At 37.3% G+C, this 25360-nt stretch carries 25 protein-coding genes; 24 read left to right on the top strand and 1 reads right to left on the bottom strand.

Going from position 1 to position 25360, the window contains the following annotated elements; all coding sequences use genetic code 11:
* Positions 1–35: 35 nt before the first annotated feature.
* The 24 genes from FNL60_RS09115 to FNL60_RS08985 all read left to right on the top strand — a co-directional run bounded on the left by FNL60_RS09115 (position 36) and on the right by FNL60_RS08985 (position 24539).
* Positions 36–317, top strand: a complete 282-nt coding sequence (locus tag FNL60_RS09115; RefSeq protein ID WP_002262726.1) for a PTS sugar transporter subunit IIB — start codon at positions 36–38, stop codon at positions 315–317.
* Positions 318–382: 65 nt separating this feature from the next.
* Positions 383–868 (top strand): PTS sugar transporter subunit IIA, encoded by a 486-nt coding sequence (locus FNL60_RS09110; RefSeq protein ID WP_002262725.1) that lies wholly within the window; start codon positions 383–385, stop codon positions 866–868.
* A 38-nt stretch (positions 869–906) separates the two neighbouring features.
* Complete coding sequence (locus FNL60_RS09105) at positions 907–1572, top strand: 3-keto-L-gulonate-6-phosphate decarboxylase UlaD (protein WP_002262724.1); 666 nt, start codon at positions 907–909, stop codon at positions 1570–1572.
* 5 nt (positions 1573–1577) lie between these two features.
* Positions 1578–2441 (top strand): L-ribulose-5-phosphate 3-epimerase, encoded by an 864-nt coding sequence (locus FNL60_RS09100; protein WP_002263995.1) that lies wholly within the window; start codon positions 1578–1580, stop codon positions 2439–2441.
* Between the two features lie 2 nt (positions 2442–2443).
* Positions 2444–3154, top strand: coding sequence for an L-ribulose-5-phosphate 4-epimerase (locus FNL60_RS09095; protein ID WP_002267005.1), 711 nt, complete (start codon positions 2444–2446; stop codon positions 3152–3154).
* 386 nt (positions 3155–3540) lie between these two features.
* A complete protein-coding gene (locus FNL60_RS09085; RefSeq protein ID WP_025983783.1) occupies positions 3541–3816 on the top strand; it encodes a hypothetical protein in 276 nt (91 codons plus the stop codon).
* A gap of 213 nt (positions 3817–4029) precedes the next feature.
* Positions 4030–4191: a hypothetical protein gene (locus tag FNL60_RS09075; RefSeq protein ID WP_162470319.1), complete on the top strand. Its 162-nt coding sequence runs from the start codon at positions 4030–4032 to the stop codon at positions 4189–4191.
* A gap of 484 nt (positions 4192–4675) precedes the next feature.
* Entirely contained in the window at positions 4676–4885 is a 210-nt protein-coding gene (locus FNL60_RS09070) for a hypothetical protein (protein WP_002263944.1), read from the top strand.
* A gap of 237 nt (positions 4886–5122) precedes the next feature.
* Positions 5123–5401 (top strand): hypothetical protein, encoded by a 279-nt coding sequence (locus FNL60_RS09065; protein ID WP_002264456.1) that lies wholly within the window; start codon positions 5123–5125, stop codon positions 5399–5401.
* Positions 5402–6480: 1079 nt separating this feature from the next.
* On the top strand, positions 6481–6699 hold the full coding sequence (locus FNL60_RS09055) for a Blp family class II bacteriocin (protein ID WP_002278706.1): 219 nt from the start codon (positions 6481–6483) through the stop codon (positions 6697–6699).
* A 24-nt stretch (positions 6700–6723) separates the two neighbouring features.
* The gene (locus FNL60_RS09050) at positions 6724–7131 is read left to right on the top strand and encodes a hypothetical protein (protein ID WP_002280431.1); all 408 of its coding nucleotides are present in this window, start codon (positions 6724–6726) and stop codon (positions 7129–7131) included.
* 49 nt (positions 7132–7180) lie between these two features.
* Positions 7181–7357 carry a hypothetical protein gene (locus tag FNL60_RS09045; RefSeq protein WP_002309972.1) on the top strand — a complete coding sequence of 59 codons (177 nt, stop codon included), beginning with the start codon at positions 7181–7183 and terminating at the stop codon, positions 7355–7357.
* A 428-nt stretch (positions 7358–7785) separates the two neighbouring features.
* On the top strand, positions 7786–10068 hold the full coding sequence (locus FNL60_RS09040) for a peptide cleavage/export ABC transporter (RefSeq protein WP_002263523.1): 2283 nt from the start codon (positions 7786–7788) through the stop codon (positions 10066–10068).
* Positions 10069–10081: 13 nt separating this feature from the next.
* Positions 10082–10984 carry an HlyD family efflux transporter periplasmic adaptor subunit gene (locus FNL60_RS09035; RefSeq protein ID WP_002263524.1) on the top strand — a complete coding sequence of 301 codons (903 nt, stop codon included), beginning with the start codon at positions 10082–10084 and terminating at the stop codon, positions 10982–10984.
* A gap of 356 nt (positions 10985–11340) precedes the next feature.
* A complete protein-coding gene (locus FNL60_RS09030; RefSeq protein ID WP_002280277.1) occupies positions 11341–13008 on the top strand; it encodes a BglG family transcription antiterminator in 1668 nt (555 codons plus the stop codon).
* A 579-nt stretch (positions 13009–13587) separates the two neighbouring features.
* Entirely contained in the window at positions 13588–14679 is a 1092-nt protein-coding gene (gene ulaG, locus FNL60_RS09025) for an L-ascorbate 6-phosphate lactonase (protein WP_002263526.1), read from the top strand.
* A 373-nt stretch (positions 14680–15052) separates the two neighbouring features.
* Positions 15053–17029 carry a transketolase gene (gene tkt, locus FNL60_RS09020; RefSeq protein ID WP_002280276.1) on the top strand — a complete coding sequence of 659 codons (1977 nt, stop codon included), beginning with the start codon at positions 15053–15055 and terminating at the stop codon, positions 17027–17029.
* Between the two features lie 564 nt (positions 17030–17593).
* Positions 17594–18562, top strand: coding sequence for a helix-turn-helix domain-containing protein (locus FNL60_RS09015; RefSeq protein WP_002269117.1), 969 nt, complete (start codon positions 17594–17596; stop codon positions 18560–18562).
* A gap of 246 nt (positions 18563–18808) precedes the next feature.
* Entirely contained in the window at positions 18809–19321 is a 513-nt protein-coding gene (locus tag FNL60_RS09010) for an HXXEE domain-containing protein (RefSeq protein WP_002278379.1), read from the top strand.
* Between the two features lie 74 nt (positions 19322–19395).
* Positions 19396–19848: a LytTR family DNA-binding domain-containing protein gene (locus FNL60_RS09005; protein ID WP_002266702.1), complete on the top strand. Its 453-nt coding sequence runs from the start codon at positions 19396–19398 to the stop codon at positions 19846–19848.
* Positions 19848–20231 (top strand): hypothetical protein, encoded by a 384-nt coding sequence (locus FNL60_RS09000; protein ID WP_002263531.1) that lies wholly within the window; start codon positions 19848–19850, stop codon positions 20229–20231. The genes FNL60_RS09005 and FNL60_RS09000 overlap by 1 nt, the downstream gene beginning before the upstream one ends.
* 17 nt (positions 20232–20248) lie before the next feature.
* The gene (locus FNL60_RS08995; protein ID WP_002264770.1) at positions 20249–21223 is read left to right on the top strand and encodes a ketopantoate reductase family protein; all 975 of its coding nucleotides are present in this window, start codon (positions 20249–20251) and stop codon (positions 21221–21223) included.
* 158 nt (positions 21224–21381) lie between these two features.
* On the top strand, positions 21382–24018 hold the full coding sequence (gene polA / locus FNL60_RS08990) for a DNA polymerase I (RefSeq protein ID WP_002280423.1): 2637 nt from the start codon (positions 21382–21384) through the stop codon (positions 24016–24018).
* 92 nt (positions 24019–24110) lie between these two features.
* A complete protein-coding gene (locus tag FNL60_RS08985; protein ID WP_002263534.1) occupies positions 24111–24539 on the top strand; it encodes a CoA-binding protein in 429 nt (142 codons plus the stop codon).
* 192 nt (positions 24540–24731) lie between these two features.
* Here FNL60_RS08985 and FNL60_RS08980 read toward each other — a convergent pair whose 3' ends face one another.
* Positions 24732–24950: a garvicin Q family class II bacteriocin gene (locus FNL60_RS08980; RefSeq protein ID WP_002267385.1), complete on the bottom strand. Its 219-nt coding sequence runs from the start codon at positions 24948–24950 to the stop codon at positions 24732–24734.
* Positions 24951–25360 lie beyond the last annotated feature (410 nt).

The following is a 25360-nucleotide window of genomic DNA, read 5'->3' as shown; positions in this document are numbered from 1 at the left end:
TTATAATAGGCACGATCATTTATAGGAGGAAAATTATGGTTAAAGTTCTTACAGCATGCGGAAATGGCATGGGCTCATCAATGGTTATTAAAATGAAGGTTGAAAATGCTTTGCGTCAATTAGGTGTATCGGATATTGAATCAGCATCATGTTCAGTTGGCGAAGCCAAAGGTTTAGCTTCAAATTATGATATTGTTGTCGCTTCGAACCACCTCATTCATGAATTGGACGGCCGTACGAATGGTAAATTAATTGGTCTTGATAATTTAATGGATGATAATGAAATTAAGACAAAATTGGAAGAAGCATTGAAATAAAAAGCGTAGTGGGTGTCTTCAATTTTGCTGAAGGCACCTATAGTTTTTAAGAAAGGAAGGATACGATGAACTTAGCACAAGCCTTTAAAGAAAATCATTCAATCCGATTAGGGTTAACAGCCAAAGATTGGAAAGAAGCTGTTAAACTGTCTGTCACCCCTCTTATTGAAAGCGGTGCAGTAAAACCTGAATACTATAATGCTATTATTGAGTCAACTGAAAGTTATGGACCTTATTATATCTTAATGCCGGGTATGGCTATGCCTCATGCTCGTCCAGAAGCAGGCGTACAGCGCGATGCCTTTTCATTAGTGACATTGACAGAGCCTGTTACCTTTACAGATGGCAAAGAAGTTCAAGTTCTCCTTGCTCTTGCAGCGACTAGTTCAAAAATTCATACATCAGTAGCTATTCCCCAAATCATTGCACTTTTTGAATTAGATCATTCCATTGAACGCCTTGTTAATTGCAAAACGCCAGAAGAAGTGCTTGCTATGGTAGAAGAATCTAAAAGCAGTCCCTATCTTGAGGGGCTTGACCTTGATTCATGAGAAGAAATGAGTTAGTACGTAGAAAGAAGGAGATATAAATGACAAAACAATTGCCAAATTTACAGGTTGCACTGGACCATTCTAACTTGAAAGGCGCTATTACAGCAGCGGTTTCTGTAGGAAATGAAGTAGATGTTATAGAAGCAGGAACTGTCTGTCTCCTTCAAGTTGGCAGCGAATTGGTAGAAGTCTTACGCAGTCTTTTTCCAGATAAAATCATCGTTGCCGATACAAAGTGTGCTGATGCTGGCGGTACAGTTGCTAAAAATAATGCTGTGCGTGGCGCTGACTGGATGACCTGTATCTGTTCAGCTACTATTCCAACCATGAAAGCAGCCCGTAAAGCTATTGAAGACATTAATCCTGATAAAGGTGAGATTCAGGTTGAACTCTATGGTGATTGGACCTATGATCAGGCTCAACAGTGGTTAGATGCCGGTATTTCACAAGCGATCTATCACCAATCACGCGATGCTCTGCTTGCAGGTGAAACTTGGGGAGAAAAAGACCTTAACAAGGTTAAAAAACTTATTGAAATGGGTTTTCGTGTTTCAGTAACCGGTGGTCTTAGTGTTGACACCTTGAAACTCTTTGAAGGAGTTGATGTTTTCACCTTTATCGCAGGACGTGGGATCACTGAGGCGAAAAATCCTGCTGGGGCAGCACGTGCATTTAAAGACGAAATCAAACGGATCTGGGGGTAGAGCTTATGGCACGTCCAATTGGTATTTATGAAAAGGCAACACCTAAACACTTTACTTGGTTGGAACGCCTCAACTTTGCCAAGGAACTTGGTTTTGATTTTGTCGAGTTGTCCATTGATGAGAGCGACGAACGTTTGGCACGTTTGGATTGGTCCAAGAAAGAACGTCTAGAATTGGTTAAAGCTATTTTTGAGACAGGTGTGCGGATTCCCACCATTACTTTTAGCGGACATCGCCGTTATCCACTGGGATCCAACGATTCTGAAAAAGAAGCGCGTGCTCTTGAAATGATGGAAAAATGTATCGAGTTTGCACAGGACATTGGTATTCGTAATATCCAGCTGGCTGGCTACGATGTTTACTACGAAGAGAAGTCTCCTAAAACACGTGCACGCTTCCTTAAAAATTTACGTCAGGCCTGTACTTGGGCTGAAGAAGCGCAAGTTATCTTATCAATTGAAATCATGGATGATCCTTTCATCAATTCGATTGAAAAATATCTAGCTGTCGAAAAAGAAATTGACTCTCCTTACCTCTTTGTTTATCCTGATGCAGGAAATGTCTCAGCTTGGGGCAATGATCTTTGGAGTGAATTCTACATTGGGCACAAATCTATCGCAGCCCTTCACTTAAAAGATACTTATGCCGTCACAGAAAGTTCAAAAGGTCAATTTCGTGATGTGCCATTTGGTCAGGGCTGTGTAGATTGGGAAGCCATGTTTGATGTTTTGAAGAAAACAAATTATAATGGCCCATTTTTAATTGAAATGTGGTCTGAAAATTGTGAAACGGTAGAAGAAACGCGTGCAGCCATTAAAGAAGCACAAGATTTCCTCTATCCTTTAATTGAGAAAGCGGGGTTACGCTAAATATGTTAGTACCTGAACTGCGCGAACGCGTCTACAAAGCTAATATGGAACTGCCAGAACATGGTCTGGTTAAGTTTACTTGGGGAAATGTCTCAGCTATTGACCGCGAAGGTGGCTATATTGCCATTAAACCATCTGGAGTTGCTTATGACAAATTATCGGCGGAAAATATGGTCATTACAGATCTTGATGGAAATATCCTTGAAGGAGACTTGAATCCTTCATCAGATTTGCCAACGCATGTCGAATTGTACAAAGCTTTCCCGGAAGTTGGCGGTATTGTCCATACACACTCAACGGAAGGCGTGTCTTGGGCACAGGCCGGCCGTGATATTCCTTGTTACGGAACAACACATGCAGATACCTTCTACGGGGCAATTCCATGTGCGCGTGCTTTGACTCCGGAAGAAATCAATGGTGAATATGAAAAAGAAACCGGAAAAGTTATCATTGAAGAATTTAAAAAACGCGGTCTTGACCCTTTAGATGTTTCTGGTGTCACTGTCCGCAATCACGGACCATTTGCTTGGGGAAAAGACGAAAAATCAGCTGTATACAATGCAGTTGTCTTGGAAGAAGCAGCTCGCATGGCGAGATACACAGAAAGTATCAATCCAGAAGTGGAAGAGGTACCGCAAGCACTCAAAGATAAACATTATCTCCGTAAGCATGGAAAGAATGCTTACTATGGGCAAAAAGACGATAGTCATTAAGAAAAAGATGAATGATTGTTTCAGATTGAAGACAAACTTTTCGAGGTTTGTCTTTTTTACTTTCAGAGAGATCAATGAACAAAACACCCTTTTCCTTTTTTGTGAATAAATCTGTGTCAGATTAATAAAGTGAAAAGAATTTTAGAAAGCATGGAGAAACACAATTATAAAAGATAAAGGCTTCATTTATAAAAAATATGTTCCTCTTATTAATGTTAGTCAAGATTTTACAAAAACGACGGTCACTATTAAGCAATTCTAATTTAACAGAAAAATTTCCTATACTTTTCAACCGGATGTCACAGATATTAAAATTTTGAAATATTATTGCACCTGTCATTTTAACGTGTTAAAATGACAGCAATATTAAGAAGAAGAGAAGTTTTATAAACACAGTAACTTTAGATTCAATGGCATTTGATCATTTTGAAACAGCAGGAGAAGATTACCTTACTGAAATCGAAGGAGAAGGACTAGGTCTTGGTATCTGTCTTGGGCTTGTTGGTTTTGCAGGTGGTTTTGCCCATGGAGTTGTCCAAGGAGCTGGAGTAGGAACTGCAATAGAGCCTGGATATGGTACAATAATTGGTGCCTTAGTTGATGGAGTTGGCCAAGATCTTATATATGGAGGAGCTGGTTTTGCAGCTGGTTATAGTCTATGATTAAACGCATATTTCAGAATAGTTTGCTTCCAGTTTTTGTAATAATGGGATTACTGGCTGTATACACATCGATAAGACCCCTTAAGTACATTCTTGTTGGTTTAATGGCCTTAGAAGGACTTTCTTTCATTATGATTGATGGCGCAAAACTATTAAAAAGGGTTAAACATTAAAAATGTTTGAAGGTGTGTAAGCAAATCTAAGCCTTTACGAGTGAGTAAAACATACGCAACTATATCTATTATGGTCGGCATAGGAGCAAGCATTGCATTGGCGCGAGTTTCTCCTCCTATGGCAGCAGAAGCAGCCCTTTGGCTAATTGGAGTTGGGACTATTGCGGGTGCTGGTGTTAATACTTGGGGACCTTGGATTTAAGCTTTATCAGGAGGACTACCATATGTTGTCACCGAAATTAGGAAGAGCTGTTCTCTTTAGTTATCCTATCTTATTGCTCATTTCCTTATTATTACCAATTAAAAATATTAAACTGATTGTATTCATGATATTTATGATAGAGAATATTTTAGTATTAATATTTTATTGGAAAAGTAAACATCTCTCATAAGTAATATGAGAGAGACTGTTAAAATGAATCAATAGCCTAATTCTTATAAGAATTAGGCTATTTGAGTAAAAATATGTGAATAGAAATCGAAAATAAATTGTCGGCTCCTTAGCAGGTTCAGAGGCAGTTCCTGTTGAGTTCCTGTTGCTTATCTTGCTGGTTTAGCTATAGGTGCAACCTTTGGTGGAGTATGTGGAGCCGTTGGTGGAGGATTCACCGGTGCTGTTACTGATTATGAGAAACTTCCATTTTAGTTACAGTCATTTTATTTCTCATAATTGAAAGGAAAATTTTATGTTTTCAAAGAAATCTATCATTGTTAGTTATACTTATATGCTGGCTATACCTATTTGTCTTATGCTGTATGCCATCTTTCCAAGTATAAGAGATTTTGTTTCCACTATATATCTAATAGGAACGATGTTAGTTATCATTTTTTGCTGGAAAGATTTTTTCAAACTGATGCAACTGCTAAGAGATTATTGGAAAAATAAAAAAGGATGATTTCATGTTCTTACATGAATCTTTTAGATAGTGTACCTTTTATATTAATGATTTCAATCATATTTCTCTTTAAATATAGGATAGACAATATTTTGAAATACTAATGAAATAATAATTATCAGAAAATCTATATTCACTTTTACTTTTTTTCTATTCAAAGTTAAAAATCAAAATATTATTGAACTTGTCATTTTAAAGTGTTAAAATGACAGCAATCTTAAGAAGATGAGAAGTTTTATGAATGCAGTAACTTTAGATTCAATGGCATTTGATCATTTTGAAACAGCAGGAGAAGATTACCTTGTAGATATTGATGGCTCAGGTTTTGTTGGATCAATTGCTGGTGGAGTTTTAGGAGCTGGAACAGGGTTCACAGCCGGTTTCAAGCCAGCTCAATTTTTGTGGAGAGTTCCAGTTGCAGGACCGTATCTAGCTCTTGGGACTCTCGACTTGACTACAGTAGCAGGTGTTTATATTGGTGCTAGAGAAGGATGGGGAGATGGAGGCTTCTGGTAATTAACAGCTTCTAGTTATCTATTTGAATCATTTCTATATATTGGAAATCAGTTGTATGACTTCAATTGGTACTATACTTATTAAAGTAGGTGTAGAGTTAACTTTAATAATTTCAATAGTATTTTCTTTTGGAATACGAATGTTAGTCTATTCTAGGTATAAGGTATGTTATTGAATTCATTAAAATATCAGCACAAATTTAGAAAAGGTAATATTAGCTTATGCACATAATTCAGTCAATTTTAGTGTTACTTGCTCTTTGTGTATTAGCACTTATTTCTTACCGTAGTAAAAACATTATTATTTCATTTATATGTGTCATCATTTTGCTTGCTTTATTTGCTTATTATCTTTTGCATTAGTGAAAGCAAAAGTATTTTCAAATTTAAATTTAGTCAAGTTAATAACTTGTGGTGCTAGTTTAGTAGCCTAGTTCTAAAAGATGAAACTATTATACAATTTATTAATTTTATTCTTAATCAATAAAAGTTCAAATTATTGGTTATATGATGGTTTTATGATACTGCCGCTTATATTACACTATAGTAAAAGTTCATTTGATAAGCTCCCTTGTTTTATTATTTTTCTGTTTGAATGTATTTGGCTCCTTGTCAACTGTAGTGGGTGGCATTTCTGGCTTTGGAGCTGGCCTCGGAGCAAGCATTGCATTGGCGCAAGTTTCTCCTCCTATGGCAGCAGAAGCAGCCCCCAGCCCCTTGGCTAATTGGAGTTGGGACTATTGCAGGTGCCGTAGGTGGCTTGGTACAGGGATAGCTGAAGGCTGGAAAAATGGATGGTAGTAATAAAATGTGGAATATCTTAAGTCGTCTTTTTATGATTAGCTGCATAATATGTCCGTTAATTGCTGCTTGCAGTAAAGGCACCATCATTAGGTTGATTTCTTTTGGAGCCTTTGTATTAGAGTGTATTGCCATAACATTTTATGGTTTATATTTGTTATTTTTTAATAAAAACTGATTGTAAATTAGGTGACACTCTAGTATAACTGATTAACTGTTTATGAAATTCTGGATGACTCTCATGATTGACAAGTTGATGTCCGATGGGAGCGATAGGTGATGGACACAATGGCATTCGAGAATTTTGATGAAATAGATATGAATCATCTTGCTAGTATTGAGGGAGGATTCGATGTGAAAGGGGTTGCTGCTTCTTATCTTGCTATGGGAACTGCAGCCCTTGGAGGATTAGCATGCACTACTCCTGTCGGTGCTGTCTTATATCTAGGTGCTGAAGTTTGTGCAGGTGCTGCAGTTATTTATTATGGCGCTAATTAATGTTAATGATTGGAATACACCAATATGATAATAAAAGATGAAAAAACACGAAGAATAATTTTTTTACTGTCTTGGCTTTTGTTAGCCACGGGCCTTGCTTTGGTTGAGTGGTCGCATTCAAAAATCATAGCAATATTACTATTTACTATAATTACAGTTATGGCTGTTTTCAGTTTTTTTAGTATGACAAAAGCTCAAGAGAAGAATAATGAAAGCGACCCCAAAGTAAATGATTCAGTTGACAGCAATATGATGGCGAATCGAACACGAAAGATAATTTATTTGCTGTCTTGGTTTCTATTTGCGATAGTCACTGCTGTCGTTATATGGTGTTATTCAAAAATTATAGCAACATTGGTATTTATTGCTATCACAGCTGTGAGCATCTTCAGCTTTTTTAGCATAATAAAAGTTGAAGGGAAAAAACAATAAAAATTTTAAATTATCTCCTCACTGAAACTATAGGAGCTGGTTATAGCCTATGATTAAACGCATATTTCAGAATAGTTTGCTTCCAGTTTTTGTAATAATGGGATTACTGGCTGTAGACACACCGATAAGGCCCCTTAAGTACATTCTTGTTGGGTTAATGGCCTTAGAAGGACTTTCTCTCATTGTGATTGATGGTGCAAAACTATTAAAAAAGGTTAAACATTAAAAATGTTAAAATCTCTTAAAGAGTTGAGATGATCAACTCACTTTACTTAAGTACTCCAATCTAGCTTGGGTCAGATCATTTTGGAATGCTAACAAATAATAGCTATCAGAAAAGTTGTAAGATTCTTTCTTTTTATTATCATCTGTATTAAAGTTCTGGAATATTATTGTATATGCTGTTTTAAAATGTTAAAATGATAATGTTTAGAGAATTAGAGAAGGAGACGTTTATGAATATGTTAACTTTGGATTCAATGACATTAGAAGGATTCTCTCATTATGATTGATGGTGCAAAATTATTAAAAAAGGTTAAACATTAAAAATGTTAAAATCTCTTAAAGAGTTGAGATGATCAACTCACTCTATTTAAAATAACTCAACCTAGTTTGAGTTATTTTTCTGAATATAAACTAAGAAAGATTATTTTTATGAAACAAGTTATTTATGTTGTTTTAATCGTCATAGCCGTTAACATTCTCTTAGAGATTATCAAAAGAGTAACAAAAAGGGGAGGGACAGTTTCGTCATCTAATCCTTTACCAGATGGGCAGTCTAAGTTGTTTTGGCGCAGACATTATAAGCTAGTACCTCAGATTGATACCAGAGACTGTGGGCCGGCAGTGCTGGCATCTGTTGCAAAGCATTACGGATCTAATTACTCTATCGCTTATCTGCGGGAACTCTCAAAGACTAACAAGCAGGGAACAACAGCTCTTGGCATTGTTGAAGCTGCTAAAAAGTTAGGCTTTGAAACACGCTCTATCAAGGCGGATATGACGCTTTTTGATTATAATGATTTGACCTATCCTTTTATCGTCCATGTGATTAAAGGAAAACGTCTGCAGCATTATTATGTCGTCTATGGCAGCCAGAATAATCAGCTGATTATTGGAGATCCTGATCCTTCAGTTAAGGTGACTAGGATGAGTAAGGAACGCTTTCAATCAGAGTGGACAGGCCTTGCAATTTTCCTAGCTCCTCAGCCTAACTATAAGCCTCATAAAGGTGAAAAAAATGGTTTGTCTAATTTCTTCCCGTTGATCTTTAAGCAGAAAGCTTTGATGACTTATATTATCATAGCTAGCTTGATTGTGACGCTCATTGATATTGTCGGATCATACTATCTCCAAGGAATATTGGACGAGTACATTCCTGATCAGCTGATTTCAACTTTAGGAATGATTACGATTGGTCTGATAATAACCTATATTATCCAGCAGGTCATGGCTTTTGCAAAAGAATACCTCTTGGCCGTACTCAGTTTGCGTTTAGTCATTGATGTTATCCTGTCTTATATCAAACATATTTTTACGCTTCCTATGTCTTTCTTTGCGACAAGGCGAACAGGAGAAATCACGTCTCGTTTTACAGATGCCAATCAGATTATTGATGCTGTAGCGTCAACCATCTTTTCAATCTTTTTAGATATGACTATGGTAATTTTGGTTGGTGGGGTTTTGTTGGCGCAAAACAATAACCTTTTCTTTCTAACCTTGCTCTCCATTCCGATTTATGCCATCATTATTTTTGCTTTCTTGAAACCCTTTGAGAAAATGAATCACGAAGTGATGGAAAGCAATGCTGTGGTAAGTTCTTCTATCATTGAAGATATCAATGGGATGGAAACCATTAAATCACTCACAAGTGAGTCCGCTCGTTATCAAAACATTGATAGTGAATTTGTTGATTATTTGGAGAAAAACTTTAAGCTACACAAGTATAGTGCCATTCAAACCGCATTAAAAAGCGGTGCTAAGCTTATCCTCAATGTTGTCATTCTCTGGTATGGCTCTCGTCTAGTTATGGATAATAAAATCTCAGTTGGTCAGCTTATCACCTTTAATGCTTTGCTGTCTTATTTCTCAAATCCAATTGAAAATATTATCAATCTGCAATCCAAACTGCAGTCAGCTCGCGTTGCCAATACACGCCTTAATGAGGTCTATCTTGTCGAATCTGAATTTGAAAAAGACGGCGATTTATCAGAAAATAGCTTTTTAGATGGTGATATTTCGTTTGAAAATCTTTCTTATAAATATGGATTTGGGCGAGATACCTTATCAGATATTAATTTATCAATCAAAAAAGGCTCCAAGGTCAGTCTAGTTGGAGCCAGTGGTTCTGGTAAAACAACTTTGGCTAAACTGATTGTCAATTTCTACGAGCCTAACAAGGGGATTGTTCGAATCAATGGCAATGATTTAAAAGTTATTGATAAGACAGCTTTGCGGCGGCATATTAGCTATTTGCCGCAACAGGCCTATGTTTTTAGTGGCTCTATTATGGATAATCTCGTTTTAGGAGCTAAAGAAGGAACGAGTCAGGAAGACATTATTCGTGCTTGTGAAATTGCTGAAATCCGCTCGGACATTGAACAAATGCCTCAGGGCTATCAGACAGAGTTATCAGATGGTGCCGGTATTTCTGGCGGTCAAAAACAGCGGATTGCTTTAGCTAGGGCCTTATTAACACAGGCACCGGTTTTGATTCTGGATGAAGCCACCAGCAGTCTTGATATTTTGACAGAAAAGAAAATTATCAGCAATCTCTTACAGATGACGGAGAAAACAATAATTTTTGTTGCCCACCGCTTAAGCATTTCACAGCGTACTGACGAAGTCATTGTCATGGATCAGGGAAAAATTGTTGAACAAGGCACTCATAAGGAACTTTTAGCTAAGCAAGGTTTCTATTATAACCTGTTTAATTGAGAAAGGGGATAACATGGATCCTAAATTTTTACAAAGTGCAGAATTTTATAGGAGACGCTATCATAATTTTGCGACACTATTAATTGTTCCTTTGGTCTGCTTGATTATCTTCTTGGTCATATTCCTTTGTTTTGCTAAAAAAGAAATTACAGTGATTTCTACTGGTGAAGTTGCACCAACAAAGGTTGTAGATGTTATCCAATCTTACAGTGACAGTTCAATCATTAAAAATAATTTAGATAATAATGCAGCTGTTGAGAAGGGAGACGTTTTAATTGAATATTCAGAAAATGCCAGTCCAAACCGTCAGACTGAACAAAAGAATATTATAAAAGAAAGACAAAAACGAGAAGAGAAGGAAAAGAAAAAACACCAAAAGAGCAAGAAAAAGAAGAAGTCTAAGAGCAAGAAAGCTTCCAAAGATAAGAAAAAGAAATCGAAAGACAAGGAAAGCAGCTCTGACGATGAAAATGAGACAAAAAAGGTTTCGATTTTTGCTTCAGAAGATGGTATTATTCATACCAATCCCAAATATGATGGTGCCAATATTATTCCGAAGCAAACCGAGATTGCTCAAATCTATCCTGATATTCAAAAAACAAGAAAAGTGTTAATCACCTATTATGCTTCTTCTGATGATGTTGTTTCTATGAAAAAGGGGCAAACCGCTCGTCTTTCCTTGGAAAAAAAGGGAAATGACAAGGTTGTTATTGAAGGAAAAATTAACAATGTCGCTTCATCAGCAACTACTACTAAAAAAGGAAATCTCTTTAAGGTTACTGCCAAAGTAAAGGTTTCTAAGAAAAATAGCAAACTCATCAAGTATGGTATGACAGGCAAGACAGTCACTGTCATTGATAAAAAGACTTATTTTGATTATTTCAAAGATAAATTACTGCATAAAATGGATAATTAGATATTCTATATATCAGCAGCAATCTTTGCTAGAATAGTTTGAAATCAGCTATAACGCTAAAGACTTTTGAACTTTTAAGTTTTTGTGAGCCCTAAGAGGTGACGAACAGCTAATCGCTAATGTCTGAGAAGACCAAACTGGTCTTCTTTTTTGCTAGCTACAGTTGTTAAGAGTTCCGTAACATAAAGCAGCTCATAGATTGCTCTCGAATGCAAGTTTCTTATGGTAAAAAATCGCTGTTCCTATTAAAAGAAATCGTATAAGAGGCCGATTTTTTATCTGGATGATAAAGTAAGTCTCGCTTTAAAAGTGTGCTATAATGAAAATAATGAAATCGATAACAAGGGAGGCAAAAAATGATTATCTTGGATAGAAATAGTTATGACCTTCTTTCTTATTTGATAAAGTTAGAAGAGCCTGAAACAGTGATGAGCATTTCTAAGGTTTTAAATCAGTCCAGACGTAAAGTTTATTACCATCTTGATAAAATAAATGAAGCGCTGCCATCTGAGATTCCGAAAATCATTAGCTATCCTCGCATAGGTATTTTGCTTTCATCACAACAAAAAGCAGCCTGCCGCACTTTGCTAGCAGATTTAGATGATTATTCTTATGTAATGAGTATACAAGAACGTATGCTGCTTAGCATAACTTATATTGCAATTGCTAAAGATCGTGTTACGATTGAAAAGTTGATGCAAATCAATGCAGTTTCCCGTAATACCATTCTCAATGACCTCAATGAACTGCGTCAACGTCTTTCTTTTGAACCATATAGTATTAAGCTTCAGGCAACCAAATCAAAAGGCTATTATTTGGACTGCCATCCTCTGTCTAAAATTCAATATTTAAATAAGCTTCTTCATACTATTTATACAGATAGTAACCCTAATTTTATAGCTATGATGCGTGATAAGCTGAGAGATTTTGCTGATTTGTCTAGTTATTTTTCTGATGATATTTCAAGTTTTATAAGAGGAGAATTGCAGGTTTCCCAAGCATTACTCGGTAAAAAAATCAACAGTCAAGATATCCGTTTTATGGTTGCTACTTTACCTTATCAGCTGTTAAGTTATCAGAACCTAGGTTTATCAGAACGTGAACAAAGAGATTTATTAAGTGAATTTTCTCCTATCAAAGAGCGCAAAGAATATGAAATTGCGAGGCATTTAAATGAGAATCTAAAAAGAGAATTTCATATTGAATTAGATGAGATCGAAACCTCTTTAATTGCTGTTTTGCTTTTGTCGTATCGAAAAGATCGCGATATGCATCTTGAAAGTCATGATTATGATGATATGCGGCGTGTTTTAAGCTATTTTATAGATGCTTTTGAGCTTGATTACCATGTTTGTTTTAAACATAAACAACTCTTACTTAATCAGTTATTAACGCATTGTAAAGCCCTTCTTTTTAGGAAGGCTTATGGCATCGTTTCAAATAATCCGCTAACAGACCAAATTAAAGATAAATATGCAGACTTATTTGCTATGACCAAGGTTTGTCTTTCTATTTTGGAAAATGCTTGGTCTATTAAAATGAATGACGATGATATTGCTTATATCACCATCCACATTGGCGGTGAGTTGGTACATTCTGAGACGAAACCGACACCACCTGCAGCCTTGACCCTAGTTTGTGATGAAGGCATTGGAGTGCAAAAACTCTTTATGCAGCAGTGCAAACAATATTTACCTCATAGCAAGATTGAAGCTGTCTTAACATCTGAACAATTTTATAGTGTTGCTGATATTATGGCTGTTGATTTGGTTATTTCAACTAATGACAGTCTCGATACGCAGCTGCCAACTCTTTTTGTCCATTCTATTTTAAGAGATGATGATGCCATTAAATTAATTCGTTTTGCTAAGCAGCGTGGACAAACGGGTCAGGATGATTTTGATAAAAAGTTAGAAACTTATATTCGTCATTATGTTAAGAATGATAGTGATTGTTATGTCCTCAAAACAAAAATTGAAGGCTTAATCAATGAGGAATTGCTTTATGATAATAATAAAAGATAGAAATATAGTATGATATCTGGAACGAAATACCCTCCCAGACTTATTTTTTTGTGAATTTTAAAATTGAGCCGCTATCGCTCTTTGTTCACAATACAAATAAAAAGGCTTAGAACTTGTATTGACAGTTTTCTTGGGTGGTAGAGACGTCAAAAAGCCAACGCTATGGTATTGGTTACGTTTTATACTAGAGGCTGGTACAAAAAAGTGTACTGGGAGTTTTTCCTAACTTCTATCCCTTGCTCTGCAAACGATAGCTCCAACAGTTTGAAAAACTATTGGAGCTTATCTTATTTCGTGAACGGTCAATTCATGTTAATACCTGAACAACTTTTTCCACTCTTTTTTCCTAAGTTAGCACTTATCTTATCAATAAAATAATTTCTGTGAATACAGTTTTTTTAAGTCTGAAATGTTTGGTAGGCAATGTTAATGTTTTTTTTATGAGGCCACACTGTTAAGATAGGAACAGTCCAAATGTGAACACAAGCTTGTGTTTTATTTGGTCTTTTGTAAAGGCTCTGGTAGCAGTATTATAAATATGTAGAAAAAATAACTATCCAATGTATAGGAGGAAACAAAATGACTAATGTTAAAGATATTACAAGAGAATCATGGATTTTAAGTACTTTCCCAGAATGGGGCACTTGGCTGAACGAAGAAATTGAAGAAGAAGTAGTCCCTGCCAATAATTTTGCTATGTGGTGGCTGGGTAACTGTGGTGTCTGGATTAAAACTCCTGGTGGAGCCAATGTGGTTATGGACTTGTGGTCAAATCGCGGTAAATCAACTAAGAAAGTAAAAGACATGGTTTGGGGCCACCAAATGGCTAACATGGCAGGTGTGCGTAAATTACAACCAAACCTTCGTGTGCAACCGATGGTCATTGATCCATTTGCCATCAACGAATTAGACTACTATCTTGTTTCCCACTTCCACAGTGATCATATTGATATTAATACAGCTGCAGCTATTGTTAATAATCCCAAATTAGACCATGTTAAGTTCGTCGGACCATATGAATGTGGCGAAATCTGGAAAAAATGGGGAGTGCCAGAAGACCGCATTATCGTGATTAAACCGGGTGATTCTTTTGAATTTAAAGATATTAAAGTAACTGCTGTTGAATCCTTTGACCGTACTTGTCTGGTAACCTTACCAGTTGAAGGTGCAAAAGAGAACAATGACGACCTTAAAGGACTTGCTGTTACAGATGAGGAAATGGCTCGCAAGGCAGTTAACTATATCTTTGAAACTCCTGGTGGAACCATCTATCATGGTGCTGATTCTCACTTCTCAAATTACTTTGCTAAACATGGCAAAGACTTTGATATTGATGTTGCTATCAATAACTATGGTGACAACCCAGTTGGTATTCAAGATAAAATGACTTCAATCGATCTCCTTCGTATGGCTGAGAATCTTCGTGCCAAAGTCATTATTCCTGTTCACTACGATATTTGGTCTAATTTCATGGCTTCAACAGATGAAATTCTTGTCCTTTGGAAGATGCGTAAAGAACGTTTGCAATATCAATTCCATCCTTTCATTTGGGAAGTTGGTGGTAAATACACTTACCCACAAGATAAGGATAGAATTGAATATCATCACCCACGCGGTTTTGATGACTGCTTTGAGCATGATTCTAATATCCAGTTCAAAGCCCTCCTATAATTGCTTTTTGCTTTTCATTCGTTGTCAATTTCACCTCGCTGAACTTCAGTTCTATCTCCGGTTCATTTCTTAAACTGAAAGGCAAAATCAATCATAGGTTATCATTCATCTCATCTGTTCCCTCTTCGTCAACTTCGGCTTGCCTAACTTTAATTATGCCTGCGTCTTGTTTCCTCAATTGAACAGTGAATCAATTATTGGTTGATTTATCGTTCAATGGTACATAAAATAATGTTAATTATGTCTTTAAACTTTATATCCGCATGTCGCACGATATGCGGGTATTTGAAAGAGTTTAAACTTATTTGGATATATGGAACAAGTAAGCGTTTTATGTTAAAATATCTATGACTACATTAAAAAGGAGAATATTATGTCAGATTTATCGGTTAATGCCATTCGCTTTTTAGGGGTAGATGCTATTGAAAAGTCTAAGTCGGGTCACCCGGGTGTTGTCATGGGCGCTGCCCCAATGGCTTACAGTCTATATACTAAGCATTTACGTGTTAACCCAAGTCAGCCAAATTGGATTAACCGTGACCGTTTTGTTTTGTCAGCTGGTCATGGCTCAATGCTTTTATATGCTCTCTTGCACTTGTCGGGATTTGAAGATATTTCTATTGATGAAATCAAAAATTTCCGTCAGTGGGGCTCTAAAACACCGGGGCACCCTGAGTATGGCCATACCGTAGGTGTTGATGTGACAACAGGCCCTCTTGGCCAAGGGATTTCAATGGCTGTTGGTTTGGCTCAAGCTGAACGTTTCTTAGCTGCTAAATACAATCGTGAAGGCTACCCTATTTTTGATCACTATACTTATGTTATTGCCGGTGATGGTGATTTTATGGAAGGTGTTTCTGGCGAAGCGTCATCCTATGCTGCCAAACAAAATTTGGATAAACTGATTGTTCTTTATGATTCTAATGATATTTGTTTGGATGGTGAAACCAATGATGCGTTCACTGAAAGTGTTCGTGCACGATATGATGCTTATGGATGGCATACAATCTTAGTTGAAGATGGCAATAATATTGAAGCTATTGGACTTGCTATTGAAGAAGCAAAGGCAGCTGGCAAACCTTCTCTTATTGAAATTAAAACTGTGATTGGCTACGGTGCTCCAACTAAAGGCGGTACCAATGCTGTTCATGGTGCACCACTTGGAGCTGAAGAAGCAACTGCTACTCGTAAGGCTCTCAATTGGGGTTATGCTCCTTTTGAAGTTCCTCAAGAGGTTTATGATGATTTCAAAGAAAATGTTGCGGATCGTGGTGAAGCTGCTTACGATGCTTGGTCAAATCTTGTTGGAGAATATCGACAAGCTTATCCTAAAGAGGCGCGTGAAGTGGATGCAATTATTGATGGAAAAGATCCTGTGGAAATCAAAGAAGCTGATTTTCCAGTCTACGAAAATGGTTTCTCTCAAGCAACGCGTAATTCTAGTCAAGATGCCATCAATGCTGCGGCAGACGTACTACCTAACTTTCTTGGAGGATCTGCTGATCTTGCGCATTCTAACATGACTTACATTAAAGCAGATGGGCTTCAAGATGCTGATCATCCGCTTAACCGTAACATCCAGTTTGGTGTTCGTGAATTTGCTATGGCTGCTGTTTTGAATGGTATGGCTCTTCATGGCGGACTGCGTGTTTATGGCGGTACCTTCTTTGTCTTTTCAGACTATCTCAAAGCAGCTGTTCGTTTGTCAGCTCTTCAAGGAGTACCAGTAACTTATGTCTTTACCCACGATTCGATTGCCGTTGGTGAAGATGGCCCTACTCATGAACCGATTGAACACTTGGCAGGTTTACGTGCCACTCCTAATTTGGTTGTTTTTCGCCCAGCTGATGCACGCGAAACACAGGCAGCATGGCATTATGCTTTGACAAGCCAAAACACACCAACAGCTCTTGTTTTGACACGTCAAAATCTTGATGTTGAAGCTGGTTCAAGCTTTACTTCAGTTGCTAAGGGAGCTTATGTTACTTATGAAACAGATTCTGACTTTAATACCATTCTTTTGGCATCAGGTTCTGAAGTTAACTTAGCAGTCAAAGCAGCTAAGGAATTGGAAGCACAAGGCGAAAAAGTACGTGTTGTTTCTGTTCCTTCTACAGAGCTCTTTGATGAGCAATCTGCTGCCTACAAAGAAGCTATTTTGCCAAATTCAGTACGCCGTCGTGTAGCCATTGAAATGGCAGCCAGCCAACCATGGTATAAATATGTTGGTCTTGATGGTGCGGTTATCGGTATTGATAAATTTGGAGCATCAGCTCCTGCTGCTCAAGTCATTGAAAATTATGGCTTTACAGTAGATAATGTGGTTAAAGTTGTTAAGGGACTGAAATAGTATTTTTCTAAATTCATCTGAGTAAGGAGTGACATTCTTCTCAAAATTAAAAAATGTAATGTTAAAAGCTTTTAAAAACAGGCTCTTAGAAATATTGATTTTGACCTGCATCTCAAAAGTTAGCCTAAAATCTAACTTTTGGGGTGTTTTTCTATGAAATTGAGTTGTGAAAAATAACAGGTAAGAGACTAGATTAGAATAGAATAGTTAGTTTAGCGTGAATAAACAGATACTGTGAGTATTTTCCACGGCCTTTTGTAAGCAGTAAAAAATAAAAAGGCTTAGTGAGAACCTAAATTGTAAGTTGAGTGTTATATCTTAGCTTTCTAATCCTGCATCTTAGTTAATGTGAGGCTTTTGGCATCAATTGTCATTGTAGTGTCATTGATTGTCCTATGCAAAAGCCGCTTTTTTGCTTTATAATAATCTGTGAAAAAAATTGTTGCAAGTTAGGGATGTCACCTAAATGAGCTGACTAGAAGTTGAAGCGTTTTCAATAAAAGTCAGAAAGTAAACGGATGTATTAATGACTTGGCTGTTCAAGTTGGACTTGGGGTAATGATTATGAAACTGATGATTACGAAACAATTTCAGTCTTTCCTACAAGAATTGGGAATAGATATCAGGCTGGTTTTACAAAAAGCACAGCTGCCTAATAAGCTGTGGCAAGAAGAGCTTACTTATAATGCTCAGGAGTACTATTGTTTTATAGCAACCTTAGATAAGCTGATTACGGATGAAGCTTTGTTAGCTTTGAGCAGAATTGAAAATATTAAGAAGTTTGTGCCGGCCTTTTTTGCTGCTTTGGCAAGTCCTGATGGTTTGACGGCTTTACAGCGTTTTTCGAAATATAAAAGCTTGATTGGTCCAGTAAAAGTACAGCTTGAAGACGGCGGAGATGAAATTTCTGTAAGTTATGCCTACTGTTCATCACAGCTTCCGCTTCCTCGCATGTTATTGCTGCAGGAACAGTTGCTTCTTTTAAGTCTCTTACGGACGGGAACAGGGACTTGCATTCTTCCTTACGAAATAAGTTCTCCTTATGATTATGGAAGACTTCTTGAGAAGGAAGCAGGAATCCTGCCGAAAAAAACAGATTATAATCGTTTAGTATTATCTAAAGCAGATCTTGAAAAACCTTTTATCACTGAAAATAATGTCATGTGGTATCATTTGAAGTTAAGTCTTAATCAGCAGTTGTCCCAACTCCATAGTGATGACAATTTCACTCAGGCCGTTCAGACAGAGTTGCTGTCTGCCATCCCTAGTGGACAATTTTCCCTTGCAATGATAGCTAACAGACTAGGGCTCAGTGCCCGTACCCTGCAACGTAAATTGGCTGCTGAGGATACAACTTTTAATGAGGAAGTTTTACATATGCAAAAATTGATGACTTTTTCCTATCTTGACTTATCTATGTCAGTTGATGAGATTGCTTATTTAGTAGGCTACTCAGAAAAGTCCAGCTTTCTGCGGGCCTTTAAAAAATGGACCGGCAAGACATTAAAGCAGTATAAGGAAACCGCTCTTTAATAAATTGATACGGCTACGACACTGTGAAAAAAGATAAAGACATTCTAATGCTAAAGCATTTTCGTCAGCTTTCCTATTTTGCGGTGTGTCGCTTATGCCTTTGTATCTTAAGTAAATTGAACACGAGCTGAAATCCTAGTAAAAAAGATAAACTTCCTTGTGTCTTGGCTGGCGACACGGCGTCAGTTTCCTATTTTTATACGGATTTCTAATGCTCTTTGGTATCTTGAATAAAGGAGAGAAATAATGACAGCAGCACTATTCGCTTTTATCGCTATAACGCTTTTTATGATACACGAGTTTGAAGAAATAATTTTAGTCTGCCCATGGATTGCTAAGAACAAGAGTGATCCCAAGTTTGCCAATGAGATATTTATCTCAGGCAGAAAGCATTACCCTTCAGCAGAAAATATTGCAGTGGCTGTCTTAGAAGAGTTTGTTTTAGCTAGTCTGATTCTGCTTGCAGGCATTCTTTTTAGAGTACCAGAGTTGGTATTAGCTATCACATTGGGACATACTTTCCATCTTTTTTCTCATATTTCTCAAGCCATTACCTATCGTACATGGGTACCCGGAAGTATCACTGCAGCATTAACTCTTCCTTTACTGGTTATGGCTATCATGGGATTTTGTTTTGCTCAGACACTTAGCTGGATGCTTTTATTGATGCTGACAGTCCTTATATTCCCTCTTCAGTTGGTTAATCTGCGCTTTCTTCATCAGCAGACTGACAAAGTCGAAAAATTCCTGCATTCGTAAATTAGATTGTATTTCAGTTATCTAATCCTGCAACTTGGTTGATGCAGGATTTTTTGTGGAAAAGCTGTGCTATAATGGGTACTATGAAATTACGAATTGAGCAAGATGACCAGTATAAGGAATTAGAAATTCATATCACATATGGTCAGAAAGATAAGTTGATTGAGCGCATTCTCGGTTTTCTGGAGACAGTAGACAGGCAGCTCAGCTGTTATCAGGAGGGCAGAAAGTATTTGGTCAATTTTTCAGATATTTACTATATCGAAAGTGTGGACAAAAAAACCTTTGTCTACTTGGCAGATGAGGTTTATCAGACGGATTTAAAACTTTACCAGTTGCTTCATGACCTACAACATGATGGCTTTGTTCAGATTAGCAAGTCTTGTTTGCTCAATATCAATGTTCTGGAGAATATACGCCCGCTTTTCAACAGCCGTATGGAAGCCACTTTATTGAATGGTGAAAAGGTCATTGTCAACCGCCGCTATTTGCCAGATGTTAAAGAAGCTTTGAAAGGAATTCGATAATGAGAAAAGCAGTCACAAATTTCTTTGCAACGACAGGAATTAGTTTAATTTTGTTATCTTTGTTTGCTCTTTATTTTCAAGCACACTGGCTCTTACTGGTTACCATTTTTCAAGTGTTTTTGGTTAATATTTTAATTCATTTGGCCTTGCTGACAAGGCAAAAATGGGAATTTCAACAAGAACTAGTCGGAAGCCTTCTTGACCTTGTCATTATTGAGGGAATTATCTACAGTCTTAGTTTCCCTTTCCATTGGAATGCCAGTCTCTGGGTGCTTTTGTCTATCGGTCTGATTATCTACCTGATATCCCGTCTCTTAGATCTTTTCTATCTAGGACAAGAAGCGCAGGAAATCAACTCACTTATCAAAAAACGCCGTCAGTAAAGAAAGGAAATGTTACAATGAAAATTTTAGTAATAGGTTTAGGAACGATTGGTAGCATCTATGGTTATGTTTTTCAAAAGGCGGGCCATGAGGTTGAGCATTACCTGAGAAAAGACAGTCCTAAAGCTGCTGTTAAACAACTCCAAGTAGACTTGCTGGATGGTCGAACTGAGAAAGACGGCATCCAGAGCTGTGATGTTTACCAAGTGAAGCACTGCTCGAGCAAAACCTATGACTTTATCTTTGTCAGTGTCCCATCAGGCGGCCTTACTTCTGTGATCGACAGTCTGGCAGCAGATGGTATTTCTGGAACGTTGATTCTGGCTTGTGGGATTTGGAAAGATCGTGCCTATGTTGACAAGTTAGTGAAAGGATATTCTTATATTCTAGGTTATCCTGTGGCTGGCGGTAATATTAGGGACAATAGGCTGACTTGCTGCCTTTTTGATCACTTTATGCTGGAAAGAAAGGAAAAGGCAGCTATTTCTAACTATGAGAAGTTAGCGAGGCTTTTTGATGACTGTCAGATTCAATTGGAACAGCCCTATGATATGCTGGAGTGGATTTGGCTGCATATGGGCATCAATGCAGGTGTTATTTCAGTCATGGGAAAATCTGGAGATGTTAAGGATACGGCTGCAGCAGCAGAACAGCTCATGGATTCTATACAGTACTTAAAAGAAGCTGTCAAAACTATTCGTGAAACTTCTCAAATTGTAGCTAGTCGAGGAGTTAATTTAAAGCATTATAAGAACGAGCTCTTAGCCTATAAATTACCAACTGTTATTTCTGCACCTCTTATGAAACGCATGTTTGCAAAAAAAGTACTGACCCGTAAAATTATGACCTTGCATGGCAATACTCAAGATTTGATGTTTGTCTGTAAATGTCTTTACGATAGTGGTAAGAAAAATCAAATAGCTGCTCCTAACTTTTATGCAAATTGTGAAGAAACTATGGGGAAAATCACTTCCTTAATGGAGAAAAAGTAGAAGATTTTGATGTTGGTGAAGGAAATCCAACGATTATTTGATAAAAATGAGGCTTGAGGCAATAGTGTCTCATTTTTTTGTGGCTTGTTTACTTCTTTTTAATCTTATTGTCAGTGTTTAAAGAGAGTAAAGACTAGGATTTATGTTACAATAGATCTATGACAAACAAGAAAAAATTATTATTGATTGACGGCTCTTCCGTTGCTTATCGTGCTTTCTTTGCACTTTATAATCAAATTGACCGCTTTAAAAATCCTGCTGGTTTACACACCAATGCCATTTATGGCTTTCATTTAATGTTGGATCATATGATGAAAAGGGTGGAACCGACGCATGTTTTAGTGGCTTTTGATGCTGGGAAAACAACCTTTCGAACAGAAATGTTTGCAGACTATAAGGCGGGCCGTGCTAAAACGCCGGAAGAATTTCGTGAGCAGTTACCTTATATTAGAGAGATGCTGACCGCTTTAGGTGTTTCCTATTATGATTTGGAAAATTATGAAGCTGATGACATTATTGGAACCCTTGATAAATTAGCCGAAAATGAGGATGAATATGATGTTACTATTGTCAGCGGTGATAAGGACCTCATTCAGCTGACTGATAGTAATACGACTGTTGAGATTTCCAAAAAAGGTGTTGCTGAATTTGAAGAATTTACACCAGACTATCTCATGGAAAAAATGGGACTGACGCCTAAGCAATTTATTGATCTCAAGGCTCTCATGGGGGACAAGTCTGATAATATTCCGGGGGTAACAAAAATTGGTGAGAAGACAGGTTTGAAACTGTTGCATGAACATGGCAGTCTAGAAGCTATCTATGAACATATTGATAGCTTTAAAACGACTAAGATGAAGGAAAATCTCATCAACGATAAAGAAAAGGCTTTTCTTTCTAAGACACTGGCAACCATTGATACGCAAGCACCGATCACCATCACTTTAGACGATATTGATTACTCTGGTCCTCAGCTTGATGCACTGGCTAAGTTTTATGACGAAATGGACTTCAGACAATTTCGATCACAACTTGACAGTTCACCTAAAGCCGAAAATTTTGAAGTGAATTATACAGAAGTGACTGAACTCAAGCCTGATATGTTTGCGCCTGATCAATTCTTTTATTTTGAAATTTTGAATGATAATTATCATACCCAAGAGATGATCGGCCTGGCTTGGGGAGATGACCAAGCGATTTATGCGACAACTGATACCAGTTTGCTGACGCATGATTTGTTTAAAGAAGCCTTGTCAAAACCTATTAAAACTTATGATTTTAAGCGCGGTAAGGTCTTGCTGAGTCATTTGGGCATTGATCTGCCGACAGCTAGTTTCGATAGTCGTTTGGCCAAATATTTGCTGTCAACTGTTGAAAATAATAACATTTCGACCATTGCAAGACTTTACACAGATTTACCTTTGGAAACAGACGATGATGTGTATGGTAAAGGAGCTAAACGTGCTATCCCAGAAAAAAATGTTCTGCTCAGCCATTTAGCTAAAAAAATCAGTGTCTTGCTTGCTAGCGAAGAGCCGATGCGTCAGAAACTGTCTGCCAATGACCAACTGGACTTGCTTTTTGAGATGGAATTACCGCTGGCAAATGTGTTGGCTAAAATGGAAATTGCAGGTATTTCGGTTAGAAAAGAAACGCTGCAGGACATGGAACGGGCTAATGAGATTGAATTGCAGGCTCTGACTCAGGAGATTTATGATTTAGCTGGTGAGGCGTTCAATATTAATTCTCCAAAACAATTGGGAGTTATCCTCTTTGAAAAATTGGGTCTACCCTTGTCAGCCACTAAAAAGACGAAAACAGGTTATTCAACAGCTGTTGATGTCTTGGAACGTCTGGCTCATCGTTCACCAATCGTTGCTAAAATTTTAGAATATCGTCAAATTGCGAAATTGCAATCCACCTATATCATTGGCTTGCAAGATTCGATTTCCTTTGATGGCAAGATTCATACCCGTTATTTGCAAGATTTAACGCAAACTGGCCGCTTATCCAGCGTTGATCCTAATTTACAAAATATTCCTGTGCGTTTGGAACAGGGACGTCTCATTCGCAAGGCTTTTGTTCCTGAATGGAAAGAGAGTGTCCTGCTCAGTTCAGATTATTCACAAATTGAATTGCGGGTGCTGGCTCATATTTCAGGCGATGAACATTTAATTGCTGCTTTTAAGGAAGGGGCAGACATTCACACCTCTACAGCCATGCGTGTCTTTGGTATTGAAAGACCAGAAGACGTCACTCCTAATGACCGCCGCAATGCTAAGGCTGTTAACTTTGGTGTGGTTTATGGCATTTCTGATTTTGGTCTGGCTAATAATTTGGGTATTAGCCGCAAAGCCGCTAAGAATTACATTGAAACCTATTTTGAACGTTATCCGGGAATTAAAAATTATATGGATAGAGTGGTGCGAGAAGCGCGTGATAAGGGTTATGTTGAAACGCTCTTTCATCGTCGCCGTGAATTACCGGATATCAATTCACGCAATTTCAATATTCGGTCTTTTGCGGAGCGAACAGCTATTAACTCGCCTATTCAGGGTAGCGCCGCTGATATTCTCAAAGTGGCCATGATTCATCTCGATCAAGCCTTGAAAAAAGGAGATTATCAATCGCGGATGCTCCTGCAGGTGCATGATGAAATTGTCCTTGAGGTACCAAATGCTGAACTTGAAGCGATCCAAAAGTTGGTCAAGGAAACCATGGAATCTGCTATTGAACTTTCTGTACCACTTGTGGCAGATGAAAATGCAGGGCAGACTTGGTATGAGGCAAAGTAAACAGGTTTATTTATTACTTTAATAGCAATTGTTAGTTTCACTTACCGATTTAAAAGAGGAAATTCAAGCGAAAAAGTTAAGGAGGTCATTTTATGGCTTATCAATTTCAAAATCCTAGTCAACATGTCATCTTTGATTATGTAAAAAGGGCCAAGACGATTGCAATAGTTGGCTTATCTGCAAGAAAAGAGACAGCAGCTTATGATGTTGCTCAGGTATTGCAAAGTGCTGGTTATAAAATTATTCCTGTTAATCCTAGGGCTGTTGGTGATGAGATTTTGGGTGAAACGGTTTATGCTCGCCTGCAGGATATTCCCGAACATATTGATATTGTGGATGTTTTTCGCCGCAGTGACTTTTTAGCAGATGTTGCTAGGGATTTCATTGAAACAGATGCAGATGTTTTTTGGGCACAATTGGGACTGCAAAGCCAAGAAGCGGAAAAAATATTACGGTTTGCCGGTTGTGACCAGATTGTCATGAATAAATGTCTTAAAATTGAATATCTCAAGTTAAACTAAGAGGGCAATTTATCAAAAAACATTTAGCGTTTGTGCTGGTCATGGTGTTTTAGCACTTAAAAGGATTGTCGTTTATTTCAAACAGATTGGCTAGTTCATACTTATGCGATAATATCAAAAAAACACCTCATCTATTATAATAGATGAGGTGTTTGCCGTTTATATAACAATATGAACGATTATCTTAATGACTTAAGCGTAAGCGGCAAAACTTGCTGCACCTGAAGCCCAGCTATTTACTACAACGTCTGTTAAAGCTTGTGCTGGAGTTTTTGTTACCTTATAAGCCCAGTGACCTTGGGAATCGCGGTAAGCATAGCCATTAGCTCCATCGTAAAGACCGCCCCCAGTTACATGTGAAAGTGTTTCAGCATCCATAGTTTCAAATTGTTCCATCATTCTTGTATTCATGTGAATACCTCCCTTTTTTATTGTTAGTATATCTACTAACATCGTCATTATAACTGTTTTTAGTAGAGATGTGAACCTGAAACCGTTTCAAAAATCGGAACTTAACTGTTGTGTTAATCGAGTGCAAAAGACTTAATTGGATATTAATTTTCAATTGAAATTTAAAATGAAAAATCCTGCAGCACTTAGTATGAGGAATTGATAATATGTCTCATATTAAATTAGTGTAAAAGCAGCCAATAGCTATAGTGTAGGTGTTTCGTTGTACCTTTCTTACACTCTCAAAAAAAACTGATAAAAGTTCTGAATGCAGGTTCTAAGAAGTACGCTTAATGACATCTGCTAGCTTTTTTGATAAAATTTATAAGGTTAAACTGTCCAAAATACAGTCTTGAAAGCAAGGAGTAAAA

It is taken from the genome of Streptococcus mutans, from assembly GCF_006739205.1.
Classification (GTDB): Bacteria; Bacillota; Bacilli; order Lactobacillales; family Streptococcaceae; genus Streptococcus; species Streptococcus mutans.
This window is presented reverse-complemented; position numbering and strand designations above follow the sequence as displayed.

Coding starts and splice junctions, on each gene's coding strand:
- FNL60_RS09050 (WP_002280431.1), top strand. CDS start 6,724: ATGATAATAAAAGATGAAAAAACACGAAGAATAATTTTTTTACTGTCT.
- FNL60_RS09055 (WP_002278706.1), top strand. CDS start 6,481: ATGGACACAATGGCATTCGAGAATTTTGATGAAATAGATATGAATCAT.
- tkt (WP_002280276.1), top strand. CDS start 15,053: ATGTCAGATTTATCGGTTAATGCCATTCGCTTTTTAGGGGTAGATGCT.
- FNL60_RS09040 (WP_002263523.1), top strand. CDS start 7,786: ATGAAACAAGTTATTTATGTTGTTTTAATCGTCATAGCCGTTAACATT.
- FNL60_RS09110 (WP_002262725.1), top strand. CDS start 383: ATGAACTTAGCACAAGCCTTTAAAGAAAATCATTCAATCCGATTAGGG.
- FNL60_RS08995 (WP_002264770.1), top strand. CDS start 20,249: ATGAAAATTTTAGTAATAGGTTTAGGAACGATTGGTAGCATCTATGGT.
- FNL60_RS09010 (WP_002278379.1), top strand. CDS start 18,809: ATGACAGCAGCACTATTCGCTTTTATCGCTATAACGCTTTTTATGATA.
- polA (WP_002280423.1), top strand. CDS start 21,382: ATGACAAACAAGAAAAAATTATTATTGATTGACGGCTCTTCCGTTGCT.
- FNL60_RS09015 (WP_002269117.1), top strand. CDS start 17,594: ATGAAACTGATGATTACGAAACAATTTCAGTCTTTCCTACAAGAATTG.
- FNL60_RS09005 (WP_002266702.1), top strand. CDS start 19,396: ATGGGTACTATGAAATTACGAATTGAGCAAGATGACCAGTATAAGGAA.
- FNL60_RS09030 (WP_002280277.1), top strand. CDS start 11,341: ATGATTATCTTGGATAGAAATAGTTATGACCTTCTTTCTTATTTGATA.
- FNL60_RS09000 (WP_002263531.1), top strand. CDS start 19,848: ATGAGAAAAGCAGTCACAAATTTCTTTGCAACGACAGGAATTAGTTTA.
- FNL60_RS09105 (WP_002262724.1), top strand. CDS start 907: ATGACAAAACAATTGCCAAATTTACAGGTTGCACTGGACCATTCTAAC.
- FNL60_RS09100 (WP_002263995.1), top strand. CDS start 1,578: ATGGCACGTCCAATTGGTATTTATGAAAAGGCAACACCTAAACACTTT.
- FNL60_RS09065 (WP_002264456.1), top strand. CDS start 5,123: ATGAATGCAGTAACTTTAGATTCAATGGCATTTGATCATTTTGAAACA.
- FNL60_RS08980 (WP_002267385.1), bottom strand. CDS start 24,950: ATGAATACAAGAATGATGGAACAATTTGAAACTATGGATGCTGAAACA.
- FNL60_RS09115 (WP_002262726.1), top strand. CDS start 36: ATGGTTAAAGTTCTTACAGCATGCGGAAATGGCATGGGCTCATCAATG.
- FNL60_RS09045 (WP_002309972.1), top strand. CDS start 7,181: ATGATTAAACGCATATTTCAGAATAGTTTGCTTCCAGTTTTTGTAATA.
- FNL60_RS09095 (WP_002267005.1), top strand. CDS start 2,444: ATGTTAGTACCTGAACTGCGCGAACGCGTCTACAAAGCTAATATGGAA.
- FNL60_RS08985 (WP_002263534.1), top strand. CDS start 24,111: ATGGCTTATCAATTTCAAAATCCTAGTCAACATGTCATCTTTGATTAT.
- FNL60_RS09070 (WP_002263944.1), top strand. CDS start 4,676: ATGTTTTCAAAGAAATCTATCATTGTTAGTTATACTTATATGCTGGCT.
- ulaG (WP_002263526.1), top strand. CDS start 13,588: ATGACTAATGTTAAAGATATTACAAGAGAATCATGGATTTTAAGTACT.
- FNL60_RS09035 (WP_002263524.1), top strand. CDS start 10,082: ATGGATCCTAAATTTTTACAAAGTGCAGAATTTTATAGGAGACGCTAT.